Origin of the sequence: Streptomyces sp. NBC_00019, assembly GCF_045041015.1 — a bacterium.
Lineage (GTDB): Bacteria > Actinomycetota > Actinomycetes > Streptomycetales > Streptomycetaceae > Streptomyces.
The window spans coordinates 4,017,012-4,028,838 of sequence record NZ_CP108302.1 but is presented as its reverse complement, the minus strand read 5'-3'; the positions used below and the strand labels follow the sequence as shown (position 1 = coordinate 4,028,838).

The window sequence follows — 11,827 nt, the reverse complement described above, 5'->3', positions numbered from 1 at the left end:
GGGTCTGTGCGGCAGGTGGTACCCGTAAACGCACGGAAGTAATCAACGACACCCATTCGGGCGTGTCAGGAATTAGGCGGTAAGTGAGGTGCATGTTATTGTCTGTGACGAGTCGGACACGGTCCGTAATGAGGGTCGTGTGCGTGAGGAAAATGGAGACAGCATGCACAAGCTCAAGAAGGCTGCGGCCGTGGCGGTCATGGTCGGCGGCATCGGCCTGGTCGGTGGCGGGGTTGCCAGCGCCTGCGCCGGCCACGGCTCCGACGGCCCGTTCCCGCACGGCGTCACCGACAACCTGCAGGTCCAGGAGTGTGACCAGGACTTCGACGGCGGCACCCTGCCCTCCATCGTCGGTCCGGGCACCGGCGACCAGGAGGTCGAAATCGGCAACTCCTGCCAGCAGGCCTCCGTCGAGGACGACTGACTTCCAGAGAACGCCAAACGCCGTAACCAGTCGGGTCTCATGCCTCCGGTGCGAGACCCGACTCGTTTATCCTTCCGTGCCTCTGGCCGTGGTGAACGAGGGCATTCGAGCTCCTCGTTGCCGCGTCGGTCGGAGGCATTTTTGTTTGGGTTATTACGACCTTCGGATCCTCTGACGGTCGGAAACTCTTATGGGGCACGCGCCTCGATCCCCGTGCGCGGCTGGCCGGCGATATCGTCCGCCGAGGGGCTGTGAGGTATCGAAAGTCTGCCCGGCGTATCCCCCGGCCGGTGGGTGCATTCGGGTCTGTGCGGCAGGTGGTACCCGTAAACGCACGGAAGTAATCAACGACACCCATTCGGGCGTGTCAGGAATTAGGCGGTAAGTGAGGTGCATGTTATTGTCTGTGATGAGTCAGACACGGTCCGTAATGAGGGTCGTGTGCGTGAGGAAAATGGAGACAGCATGCACAAGCTCAAGAAGGCTGCGGCCGTGGCGGTCATGGTCGGCGGCATCGGCCTGGTCGGTGGCGGGGTTGCCAGCGCGAACGTCGGCCACGGCTCCGACGGCCCGTACCCGTACGACGTCGTCAGCGACAACCTGCAGGTCCAGGAGTGCGACCAGGACTTCGACGGCGGCACCCTGCCCTCCATCCTCGGTCCGGTCACCGGCGACCAGGACGTCGCGATCGGCAACTTCTGCACGCAGACCGCCATCGAGGACTGATCCTCAGGACGCCGTTGCAGTCGGGTCTCGCACGCCCAGTGCGAGACCCGCTCCTCAGTCCTTCCGTGTCGGGCGCCCTGATCGATCTGTTGGCTCGGGGTCACAGGGAGAGAAAGGCGATAACGCGCGGATCAGGGGATGTTGAGGCGGCAAAAGCCCAGCATCCCCTTTGTTGTGCTGGTTCAACACATGGAGACACGCATGCGCGGGTTGAAGAAGGTCATGCTGGCGGCCACCCTTGCCGGCGGTATCGGCCTGACGGGGGCCGGGGCCGCCCAAGCCTACGGCGCTGATGGTGGTGACGCGCCTGACGTCACGACCGACAACGCACAGTTTCAGCAGTGCGAACAGGAATTCACGTCCTCCCTGATCACGGTCAGTGCGCCGGTCAGTGTCCTCGGCGACAGTGTTACCAATATCGGCAACTTCTGCACGCAGGCGGCCTCGGAGTAGCAATCGGGTGATCGTCCGACAGTAGGACATAGTCGTGGGGCGATAAGAAGAGCTGAACAGAGGTCGGACCTCCCGGCGGCATGCGGGGTCGGTTCGATATCAACAGCGGTCATCCTTCCGGGTGGCCGCTGACTCTGTTTACCCGATCAGTGCAATTAATATTAGTCGCGGCGCAGGGCCATACGAATGAAATTCGATGATTACTCGCCCATAAGAGTGTCACCCGCTTGATGTGGATTTCCAGCTGATGCACGATCGATTCCCCCATTCCGTCGAAGAGAAATGTGATTCGAATCGCGCCTCGGAGGGAATATGACTGATACGATCATCTTGCCGCGGTGTCCAGAGACGGGAAAAGCGTCATTCCGTACTGAATCCGAGGCGAGGGTCTGGCTGGTAAAGCAGCCATTGTTGGAGAAAATCCCGGACCGTATCTACCGTTGCTCGGGCTGTTGGTACTGGCACTTCACCGGTTCCCATCACTGGACCAGCGAAAAGATCAAGCGGAGGCGAAACTACGGGAGGCGGGAGCCCGTCTCGGGGCGCAGTCGTAAGAAGAGGGGAAAGAGCTGACGGGAGCCCCCGCAGCCGGCGCGGGCACGTGATGCACGACCCGAGACTCAGCTCCTGCGACAGGCACTCGCACGCGGTCCCTCCGGTGTGCAACACGTAGAGATTCTTCCGCCCAGCGCCTGCCGGTCCGGCAACGGTCAGCCGTTGTCAGTGCCCCGGCCGACTGGCTGTGCGCGCGGTTCGGTCCTGGCCCCGTTCCTTCGTCTCCGGGGTCTGCCTTTCCTTCCGTTCTTCGAACAGAAAGACGACGAGATTGCGAAAGAAACTGAGCAGGGGATTGGTCGTAGCCGCCGCCGCGACGGGCATCCTGCCCCTGTACGGCGTCCCGGCGCTGGCGGACTCGCACGTCGAGGTTCCCGTGAACACCAGCGGCCCGAGCGTGCTCGGATCGGACGGTGCTTCCCACGAGCCCGGCGACGACCGTGAGCGTGACGGTTACGGCCACGACAGCGGCTACGGCGACGACTCGGACACGTCGGGACACGCCGACGATACATCGACCACGCCGCCTCGGACCGCGCCGTTGACGGAGGCGAAGTCCCCGGCGTCGCCGTCCACCAGCAACGACGCTGGTTACGGCGACAGCGACAGCGGCTACGGCGACGACAGCGACTACGGGGCCGACTCCGACAAGAGCGAAGACCCGGACGCCCAGGGTGGCTACGGCGACACGCCGTCGACGGAGGCGAAGTCCCCGGCGTCGCCGTCCACCAGCAACGACGCTGGTTACGGCGACAGCGACAGCGGCTACGGCGACGACAGCGACTACGGGGCCGACAGCGACTACGGGGCCGACTCCGACAAGAGCGAAGACCCGGACGCCCAGGGTGGCTACGGCGACACGCCGTCGACGGAGGCGAAGTCCCCGGCGTCGCCGTCCACCAGCAACGACGCTGGTTACGGCGACAGCGACAGCGGCAGCGACTACGGGGCCGACAGCGACTACGGGGCCGACTCCGACAAGAGCGAAGACCCGGACGCCCAGGGTGGCTACGGCGACACGCCGTCGACGGAGGCGAAGTCCCCGGCGTCGCCGTCCACCAGCAACGACGCTGGTTACGGCGACAGCGACAGCGGCTACGGCGACGACAGCGACTACGGGTCCGACAGCGGTTACGGCGACGACAGCGACTACGGGTCCGACAGCGGTTACGGCGACGACAGCGACTACGGGTCCGACAGCGGTTACGGCGACGACTCGGACACGGGAGGCTACGGCGACACGCCCACGGAGCCCCCCACCGAGCCGCCGGCCAAGACCGAGCCCCCCACCGAGCCGCCGACGGAGACCGAGCCGCCCACGTCACCGCCGACGGAGACCGAGCCGCCCACGTCGCCACCGACCCACCCGCACCCCGAGCACCCGAAGCCGCCCTCCCTCGCCGAAACCGGCGGTGGGGAACAGGTGCTCGCGGCCTCGGGTATCGCCGCGATGCTGCTGGCGGGCGGCGCCATCCTGTACCGACGGGGCCGCGCCGCGTCCCGTCGGTAGTGCTCCGTTCCGGGTGCCGGGCGCATCGCGTCCGGCACCCGAGTTCGTTCTGGTCGGCCCTACCGAAGTTCGACCGGTGCGATCCGCCCGTACGGCCGTGAGTGGCGCACGGCTCACCCGTGCGGGTGGTCGGGGTGTACGTAGGGATACGGCTCAACTGTCTGATTGGCATACATATGACAGATCAGTGGAGCGGACGAAGGAGCAGCCATGGCCGCACAGCGGTGGCGCAGAAGATGGCCTGCGTACGTGGTGGCCGGCATTGTCGCGTCGGCCGTACTGGTGCCGGGTCCGGGACACGCCCTGAGCGCCGAGCCGGGAGAGGCCCCCGCGACGCCGACGGCGACGGCCACCGGAGAACCGCCCGCACCGCTTCCCGCGTTCGGCGCCTACCTCGACTACGACCTCCGCGGCGTGGCCCTGACGGCCGGGCTCAGCCGGTGGCTGGGGGGCACCGAACTGCGCGTGGGACACACGTATCTGCCGGGTGACGTCTGGAGCAACATCGAGGGCGCACCCCGCTTCCTCGACTACTGGGCGGCCTGGCGCCGAGAGAAGGCCGACCGGATCCTCGTCCTCAACGTGCCCATGCTGGAGCGCAACGAGGAGAGCGTCTCCGATGCCGAGGTGCGCGCCCTGCTGCGCCGGGGTGCGGCTGGGGAGTTCGACGCGCACTACCGCAGCCTGGCCGCGCGGCTGGTCGCGTTGGGGGTGCCGGAGACCGTCCTTGTGCTCGGCTGGGAGATGAACGGCACGACGTACACCCACCGGTGCGGGCCGGATCCTCAGGCCTGGAAGACGTACTGGAACAGGATCGTCACCACCATGCGCTCGGTGCCGGGGCAGAAGCTCCGGTTCGACTTCTCGCCGAGCCGAGGGCTCGACGCCGTGCCCTGGACGGAGTGCTATCCGGGGGACGACACGGTCGACATCATCGGCATGGACACCTACGACCAGCCGCAGGGGATGTCCTTCGACGGGCAGGTGACGGAGCCGTACGGTCTGCAGAAGCACTTGGACTTCGCGAAGGAGCACGGCAAGCCCATCTCGTATCCGGAGTGGGGCCTGTTCCGCAACGGCGACAACGCGGAGTACATGCGGCGCATGCTCGCCTGGATCGACCAGCACAAGCCGCTGTACAACACGCTCACCGACTACTGCCCGCACGGTGTGTGGCAATGCCGGCAGAACCCGAGGGCGGCCGAGGCGTACCGGTCCGTGCTCTACGGCCGTACCGGGACCGGGCCGACGCCCGTGGTCAGCCCCGTGCCGACGCCCCCGCCGGTGCCGCTGCCGCGCCCGGGCTGTTCCCCGCTGGACCTGGGCGACTGGGTCGAGTACTGGCTCCACGGAAAGCTGTGCGTCCGTTTCGACTGGTGGTCGCGCACCCGGTGACCCGCTGCCCTGACGGCGGCCGGAGGCTCACGTCCTGGTGCCGCTCCGCGCCTTCCACTCGCTTACGACCTCCCTGGCCCGACTGCGTACGGCGACGTGGCCGGCGACCGCCGACAGCAGCGGGGCGGTGCGCCGTCGGGCCAACAGCAACCGCTGGTTGACCACGGGCTCGGGGCGCCAGCGGAGCTTGTACGGCTCGTGGCCGCGCAGCAGACTGAGCGTGCCGTGCTCCCCGGTGGCGGCGTACCGGGCGCAGACGTCCAGCAGCATCACGGCGATGTCCGCCCTCCGCTCACGCAGCAGCGGATGGACGCCGTACAGATAGCAGCCCGCCAGGCGTGGGGACAGCAGCGTCAGGTCGACGGCCACCACCTCGCCGTCCAGCAGGAACTCGGTGACCACGGCGTCGCCGGAGCGCACCAGCGGGACGACCGCGCGCACGAGGTGTGCGGCGAACCGCTCCCGAAGGTGCTCCGGCGTCACCCCGCGGCCCTGCCACTGCAACCGGTGCAGCGAGAGGAGCCGCCGCAGCGCCGTGCCCGCCTCGTCGGGGGGCGTGGTCCGGTGTGTCACGCCCAGCGCGGCGAGTTTGCGCAGCTTGGCCCGCACCTGCCGGGCCTTCGCCGTCGGCAGCCGGGCCGTCAGCTCCTCCATGGGCAGGGCGGGCAGGTCCAGGCAGAGCGAGTCGTGCACCCGGCGGCGTGGTCCCCGCCACTGCTCGTAGACGTGCTCGACCGCGGCGCCCGGCCGTACCTCGCGGAAGTCGATCAGCGCGGTACGGGCGGACGTCGACAGGGCTACGGCGAGTGCGGCCGCCGCCCGGTCGGCGTGCTCGTCGTCGAGCAGCACGTCCCCGAAGTCGGAGATCGGCCCGCCCAGCGGGACGAGCCGGGGCAGCGGGCGCACCATCCACATCAGCGGCGCGGCTGCGCGGAGTTCGCCACCTTCTCCGCGTTCATCGCCGTCGCGCACCAGCACCAGCCGCAGTCGGCCGGGTCTGCCGTACGACATCCACCACGAGTGCAGCCAGGCGTGGCTCTGGAACGGGGTCGCCGCAGCGCACCTGCGGTACAGCCGTTCCCAGGCCGGGGCCAGTGCGGCGAACTCCCGCTCGTCCGTGCACAGTTCGGTCCGCAGGGTGCCCGCGCGGGCCGGCAGTACCCCGCTCACGGCTGTCCGTGGGCGTCGGCTGCGGTGGCCGGAGCAGGTACGACGGCCGGCCGTGTGCCGTCGGCGGTGGTGCGCCGCGGGCGGACCAGCAGCGCGAGGCCGCCCAGCAGGCCGCCCGCGCTCGCGCCCACCAGGCCGGTCAGCGCCGGGGACGCCGAGGACGGCTCGGTGGGCTTGACGGCACGGGAGAACTGCCGGAGTTCGACATGTGTGGCGTCCTTGGACTGGTTGGCGTGCAGGGTCAGCGCGCCGGTGACCGCGTTGGCCATGTCGACGGCGAGATCGGCGCGCGCGGCGGTGGCCGTCACGGCGACCATCGGAGCGTCGGGTGAGGTCGCCGCCCGCACGCTGTCGCGCAGTGTCTTCACCGGCACGCCCGCCTTCACCTGGGCGTCCCCGAGCACCGCGAGCTGCGTGGCGACCCGGCCGTAGGCCTGGGCGAAGCCGAGCGCCGTCTGCGGGTCGTACTTCTCGGTCGGCACGGCGACGACGTACGCCGTGGCCGAGTAGGCGGGCGGCGTGAGCGCGCCGTAGGCGCCCCCGGCAAGGGCTCCGGCGAGAGAACCGGCCGCGATCAGGGACGATGCCGGCAGCGTCCTCAGACGCCGGAACACCGGGCTCCGCCGGGTCGCGGAGGCCGGGGACGACGAGGATCCGGCCGTGGACATCATGGAGGTCATCGAATGGTCGCTTCCAGGGGTGAGGGAGACGAGCGGGAGACGGTGGCCGCGTACACGTCCATCAGCTGTGCGCTGCTGCGCGTGATGCAGTAGTGGCGGGCGGCCGCGGAGGCCGGGCGGCTCGGCGGGTGCGACCGCCCGGCCTCGGTCAGGGCGCGCGTTTCGGTCAGGGCGCGGGCGAACGCGTCCGCGCCGCCCCGTACTTGGCGGGCCCCCGCGGCGAGGCGCGGCGGCAGGTCCTCGACGGCCGGACAGGAGGCGTACAGCACCGGCAGCCCCGCCGCCAGGCCTTCCACGACGGCGAGCCCGAACGCCTCCTCCGGGCTCGGTGAGGCGAGCACGTCCATCGCTGAGGTCAGTGACGGCAGATCAGGGCCGGGGGTGCCGTCGGGTACGTACGGCCGCTCGCCCGTGAACAGCACCCGGTCGGCCACCCCGGCCCGTTGGGCGGTGCGCCGCAGCATGCTCTCCTGAGGGCCGCCGCCGACCAGCAACAGCCGGCAGTCGGCGGGGAGCCGGGCGAGCGCGTCGACCAGGACATCGAACCGCTTGCCCGAAGTCAGCCGGCCGATGCCGCCGATGACGTACGCGTTCTCCGGCAGCGCCAGCCGGCGGCGGGTGCGTTCGCGGACGACCGGGTCGAAGCGGAAGCGGGCCACGTCGATGCCGTTGGGCACGATCCTGATGCGTGGCTCGGGGACGCCCCAGCGCCGGAGCCGGTCGGCCACCGTGGCGGAGACCGCGACCGTGACGCGGCCCAGCCGCTCGCCGGTCAGGTACAGCGCGCGCACGCCGGTGCTCAGGTCGCGGCCTTCCATCTGCGTGCCGCCGAGGGAGTGTTCGGTGGCCACCACGGCCGTCACGCCTGCCAGACGCGCGGCGATCCTGCCGTACACGCAGGCCCGGTAGAGGTGGGTGTGCACGAGGTCGTAGCCGCCGGTCCTGATCAGACGGACCAGGGGGAGCAGGGCGGACAGGTCGCGGTTGCCGGTCATGCCCAGGTGGACGACACGGACGCCGTCCGCCCTCAGGCCGTCGGCGACCGCGCCGGGGTTGGTGAGCGTCACGACGTCGCAGTCGACGGGCAGGTGGCGCAGCAGCAGCCGGAGCTGCTGTTCCGCGCCGCCGACGCCGAGACCGGTGATGACGTGCAGAGCCTTCAACTCGGGTACCGCCAAGGCTTACACCCCCTCGACGGGGCGGCGGCGCAGTGGGGGCAGCCGATGCAGCAGGTGTTTGAGGTGCAGCCGCCAGGCCGTGTCGCGCTCGCCGACGTGGACGCGGGGCAGGGCGAGGAGGCCGGTCAGGTCGCCGGGGTCGACGGCGCAGGCGTAGGTGTAGCCGGCCGCCCGTACGGCGTCGACGGCGCGTCGGTCGATCTTCCCGTACGGGTAGCAGAAGCCGTGGACGGGAGTACCGGCCACTTCGGAGAGCAGGGCTCTGCTGTCGCTCACCTCGGCGTGCAGCAGCGCGTCGTCGGCCCGGGTCAGGTCCACGTGCGTGAGGCCGTGCGATCCGATCTCGACGCCCTCGGCGGCGGCGCGCCGGATGCCTGCCGCCGACAGCAGAGGCCTGCGCGGGCCGAGCGGGTCCCAGGCGTTGTCGCCGCCCAGCCTGCCCGGCAGCACGAACAGGGTCGCGCTACAGGCGTGGCGACGCAGCAGCGGCAGGGCCTGCGCGACGAAGTCGGCGTACCCGTCGTCGAAGGTCAGCCCCACCAGGTCCCGGCCCGCGCCCCGGGCGCGCGCGGCGAGCAACTCCCGCACGCCGACGCCGCGCAGGCCCCGGCGGCGCAGCCAGCCGAGCTGCCGGTCCAGGCGGTGGGGCGAGACGGTGACGCGGTACGGGTCGTGGGAGCAGTCGCCCACGGAGTGGTACATCGCCACCCACGGCGGCGGGCCGGGTCTCCGCGGGCGTGTGTCGGGTGCGGGGCCTGTGGAAGGTGCGGGGTCAGCGGACACGGGCATGGGGAATCCTCCGGGGGGCGGTACGGAGTACGGGGATGAGGCCTTGCCCGCCCGGAGTGCGGGCGAGCAGGAGGAAGGCGACGGTCACCGTCGCGCCGCCGGCCGCGAGACCGAGGGCGGGGGAGTCGATGCGGCTCGCGCAGAACGCGCCCACGCCACCGGCGACGACCGCCGCACGCAGCGGCCTGCCCATCCGGGCCAGCACCTGCCGGGTGCGGATCGGCACGCTGCACCTCTCCATGCCGTGCAGCAGGAGCAGGGCGGTGAGGGTGATGCCAGCGGCGTTGGCCGCGGCGATCCCCAACACGCCCCACGAGCCGACCGTTGCCGCGCCGATCCACGACGTGACGACGACCCCGGCGATCATGGCGGCCACCGGGTACCACGTGGGCCGTCCCGCGGAGAAGTACGACCGGACGAGCGCACCGACCAGCGCGTGGCCGAGCAGCCCGAGCGCGTACACGCGCATGACGGCGGCCGTGGTCGCGGTGTCCTGCGCGGTGAACGCGCCCCGCTGGAACAGGAGATGGACGAGCTGCGGGCCACACGCGACAACGGCCGCGGTGCCGAGCAGCACGACGTACGACACCACGGTGAGGTCGCGTTCGATGCGATCGCGGGCCCGCTCGGTGTCGCCCTCGGCGAGTGCCTGCGCCACGACCGGAAAGGTGACCGTGCACAGCATCAGCGCCAGCACCATCGGCATCTGGGCCACCTTCTGGGCGTAGTTCAGGTGTGAGATGGCTCCGGAAGGGAGGCTGGAGCCCAGGAAGCGCTCGACGAGGACCTGGGACTGGCGGCACAGGGCGAAGAGCGCGGCGGTGCCGACGAGGGCGAGGCCCATGGCGTGCCGGGACGCCGCCGTCTCAGCCGGTGTTGTGGGCGCCGTCTCTCCTCGGCGCAACTGCCTCAGCAGGAAAGGAAGTTGGATGACGACCATGAGCGCGCCGCCCACCGCGACGCCGACCGCCGCCGCCCGTACACCCCAGCGCGCGCCGAGGAGGAGCATCGCCGCGATGATGGCGGTGTTGTAGGCGACGTAGATGACCGCGGGCGCGACGAACCGGCGGTGCGCGCGCAGGACCGCGCTGCAGTAACCGGCGAGGCCGAAGGTCAGGACGCAGGTGCCGGTCAGCCGGGTGCAGTCCACCGCGAACCGTGGGTTCGTCAGCCCCGGCGCCAGCACCTCGACCAGGTACGGCGCCCCGCACACGAGCAGCACCGACAGGACGGCGAAGGCCAGCGTCAGACGGGGCAGCGTGCTGCGGACCAGGGCGCGCACCGGGTCGCCCGTGCCCTCCCGGACGCGGCGGGCCAGGGCCGCGCTGAACGCCGGTACGAGCGCGAAGGCCAGCCCGTCCTCGATCAGCAGCGTCGCCGCGAACTCCGGCACGGTCCAGGCGACCAGGAAGGCGTCCGTCTCGCTCCCGGCCCCGAAGAGCTGGGCCAGCACCTGGTCCCGGCCGAGGCCCAGCAGGGCACCGGCCAGGGAGAGGACAACGGTGACGAGGGCGGCCCTGGCGAGGAAGCTCTGGGAGACGTACCTGGTGACGCCGGTGTCCGGGCGGTCGGGGCCTGGGCGGGCCGGGCGGACGGTGGCGTCCCCGGCTCGTGGTGGGGTGACCGTCATCGTGCCGCAGCCTCCTCGAAGACGGCCGGGTCGGGACTTGCCAGCGCCCACCACGCCGTCAGCCCGAGGCAGACGGCGGCGAGGACGGTCGAGGGTCCGCCGATGTCGGCGTACGCGAAGTTGATCAGATGCCAGACCAGCAGGCCGCAAGCGACGAGCGCGCAGTCGAGGCCGGGGGCCCGTGCTCTCCGGGCGCGGGCCAGCTTCACGAGCACCAGCACCAGCAGCGCCAGCCAGCTCCCCGCCAGCGTCAGCAGTCCGATGAGCCCCTGCTCGCCGAGGACCAGCAGGTACATGCTGTGCGGCGACAGCAGCGGCTGCTTCCGGTACGCCGCGCCGGCGCCCTCGGTGTCGCTGCCCGACGACAGCGCCAGCGAGGCGTGCCCGTCGCGGTGGTCGGGGAAGCCCTTGAGGCCGACGCCCGTCAGCGGCCGCTCGCGCCATATGTCGGCGGCTGCCGCCCACAGGGCGTACCGGTCGGACACCGACTGGTCGGGTGCGTCGGCGACCTGCTCGATGCTGCTGAGCCTGTCCTGAAGCAGCGCGGAGCCGAGACCGAACCCGCCGACGATGATCACGGCGACGGCCGCCACTAGCGCGCCCACCGCGACCGCACGCCTGAGGCCGGCCAGCACCAGTTGCGCCGTACAGGCCAGGGCCGTCGCGATCCACGCGCCCCGGCTGAAGGACACCGCCAGTGGGACCACCAGCAGGGCCGCGCACACCACGGCCCACACCCGCTGCCGGACAGGCACGGGCCCCAGCGCCAGCCCCACCGCGCACACCAGCCCGCAGGCGACCACGGTCGCCATCGCCATGATGTCGCCGGGGCCGAAGGTGCCGACGGCACGGATCTCCTGGCCCATGTACGAGGCGCCGGTCCGGGTCGCGTACTGGTGCACCCCGACGGCCCCCTGCCACACCGCGAGCCCCACCATCGACCAGGCCAGCAGCCGGACGTCGCGCCGGTCGCGGACCAGCAGCAGGACGGCGGCCGGGACGAGGACAAGGATCTGCAGATAGCGCGCGAAACCCGTGACCGCCGCGCCCGGCACCCCGGCTCCCACCGCCGCGACCGTGACCCCGACGACGGGCAGGCCCAGCACCACGGCGGCGGTGCGCGACAGGGGACGCCGCCGGTGCCGCAGAAGACGTACCGCACAGCACAGCACGACGACGCCGGAGGCGGCGTCGGCAGGGGCCGCGCCACCCTCGCCGCCGTGCGCGACGGGCAGCGCGAGCAGGGCGATCACCGCGACCACGGGCAGGACCGATGTCAGCCCGAGCGCGCCGGGCACAGCGTATGTACGCCTCACC

At 70.9% G+C, this 11,827-nt stretch carries 11 protein-coding genes; 5 read left to right on the top strand and 6 right to left on the bottom strand.

Translation table 11 applies throughout. From position 1 onward, the window contains the following. Positions 1-163 precede the first annotated feature (163 nt). From OHU89_RS19035 to OHU89_RS19015, 5 genes are all read left to right on the top strand, one after another. Positions 164-424, top strand: a complete 261-nt coding sequence (locus OHU89_RS19035; RefSeq protein WP_405644429.1) for a hypothetical protein — start codon at positions 164-166, stop codon at positions 422-424. 465 nt (positions 425-889) lie between these two features. Then, positions 890-1,150, top strand: a complete 261-nt coding sequence (locus OHU89_RS19030; RefSeq protein ID WP_405644427.1) for a hypothetical protein — start codon at positions 890-892, stop codon at positions 1,148-1,150. A 201-nt stretch (positions 1,151-1,351) separates the two neighbouring features. Beyond that, positions 1,352-1,603 carry a hypothetical protein gene (locus tag OHU89_RS19025; protein ID WP_405644426.1) on the top strand — a complete coding sequence of 84 codons (252 nt, stop codon included), beginning with the start codon at positions 1,352-1,354 and terminating at the stop codon, positions 1,601-1,603. 850 nt (positions 1,604-2,453) lie between these two features. Next, positions 2,454-3,668 carry a hypothetical protein gene (locus tag OHU89_RS19020; RefSeq protein WP_405644424.1) on the top strand — a complete coding sequence of 405 codons (1,215 nt, stop codon included), beginning with the start codon at positions 2,454-2,456 and terminating at the stop codon, positions 3,666-3,668. Between the two features lie 210 nt (positions 3,669-3,878). Beyond that, complete coding sequence (locus tag OHU89_RS19015) at positions 3,879-5,063, top strand: glycoside hydrolase family 26 protein (protein ID WP_405644422.1); 1,185 nt, start codon at positions 3,879-3,881, stop codon at positions 5,061-5,063. Between the two features lie 27 nt (positions 5,064-5,090). Here OHU89_RS19015 and OHU89_RS19010 read toward each other — a convergent pair whose 3' ends face one another. Genes OHU89_RS19010 through OHU89_RS18985 form a run of 6 tightly spaced genes read right to left on the bottom strand, consistent with a single transcriptional unit; the run spans position 5,091 to position 11,826 of the window. Then, positions 5,091-6,233, bottom strand: coding sequence for a GNAT family N-acetyltransferase (locus OHU89_RS19010; RefSeq protein ID WP_405644421.1), 1,143 nt, complete (start codon positions 6,231-6,233; stop codon positions 5,091-5,093). Then, entirely contained in the window at positions 6,230-6,913 is a 684-nt protein-coding gene (locus OHU89_RS19005; protein ID WP_405644419.1) for a lipopolysaccharide biosynthesis protein, read from the bottom strand. Before OHU89_RS19005 ends, OHU89_RS19010 begins: the two co-directional genes overlap by 4 nt. Next, complete coding sequence (locus OHU89_RS19000; RefSeq protein WP_405654561.1) at positions 6,910-8,076, bottom strand: glycosyltransferase; 1,167 nt, start codon at positions 8,074-8,076, stop codon at positions 6,910-6,912. Before OHU89_RS19000 ends, OHU89_RS19005 begins: the two co-directional genes overlap by 4 nt. Positions 8,077-8,094: 18 nt before the next feature. Further along, positions 8,095-8,880 carry a polysaccharide deacetylase family protein gene (locus OHU89_RS18995; RefSeq protein ID WP_405644417.1) on the bottom strand — a complete coding sequence of 262 codons (786 nt, stop codon included), beginning with the start codon at positions 8,878-8,880 and terminating at the stop codon, positions 8,095-8,097. Continuing rightward, the gene (murJ, locus tag OHU89_RS18990; RefSeq protein ID WP_405644415.1) at positions 8,864-10,510 is read right to left on the bottom strand and encodes a murein biosynthesis integral membrane protein MurJ; all 1,647 of its coding nucleotides are present in this window, start codon (positions 10,508-10,510) and stop codon (positions 8,864-8,866) included. Before murJ ends, OHU89_RS18995 begins: the two co-directional genes overlap by 17 nt. After that, positions 10,507-11,826, bottom strand: coding sequence for an O-antigen ligase family protein (locus tag OHU89_RS18985; RefSeq protein WP_405644413.1), 1,320 nt, complete (start codon positions 11,824-11,826; stop codon positions 10,507-10,509). Before OHU89_RS18985 ends, murJ begins: the two co-directional genes overlap by 4 nt. Between the last annotated feature and the right edge of the window lies 1 nt (position 11,827).